At 55.6% G+C, this 241-nt stretch carries 1 tRNA gene; it reads left to right on the top strand.

The annotated features are described in order from the left end of the window. Positions 1-165 precede the first annotated feature (165 nt). Positions 166-241 (top strand) — tRNA-Ala (locus tag MN202_RS20585).

The raw sequence follows: 241 nt of genomic DNA, 5'->3' as shown, positions 1-241 counted from the left end.
GTAGCTCAGGTGGTTAGAGCGCACCCCTGATAAGGGTGAGGTCGGTAGTTCGAGTCTACTCAGACCAACCAATTCGCCGCCAGGCGTTGTTGCAGCGACCCTCACATACGACAGTATGTTTCGGTTCACTGCGCCTAGCCTGACAACGAATGTACCATATTGTATGGGGTTATAGCTCAGCTGGGAGAGCGCCTGCCTTGCACGCAGGAGGTCAGCGGTTCGATCCCGCTTAACTCCACCA

It is taken from the genome of Rheinheimera muenzenbergensis (assembly GCF_036984005.1).
Taxonomy (GTDB): domain Bacteria; phylum Pseudomonadota; class Gammaproteobacteria; order Enterobacterales; family Alteromonadaceae; genus Alishewanella; species Alishewanella muenzenbergensis.
Note: the sequence above shows the minus strand (reverse complement) of the source record. Positions and strands in the feature narration are given on the sequence as shown.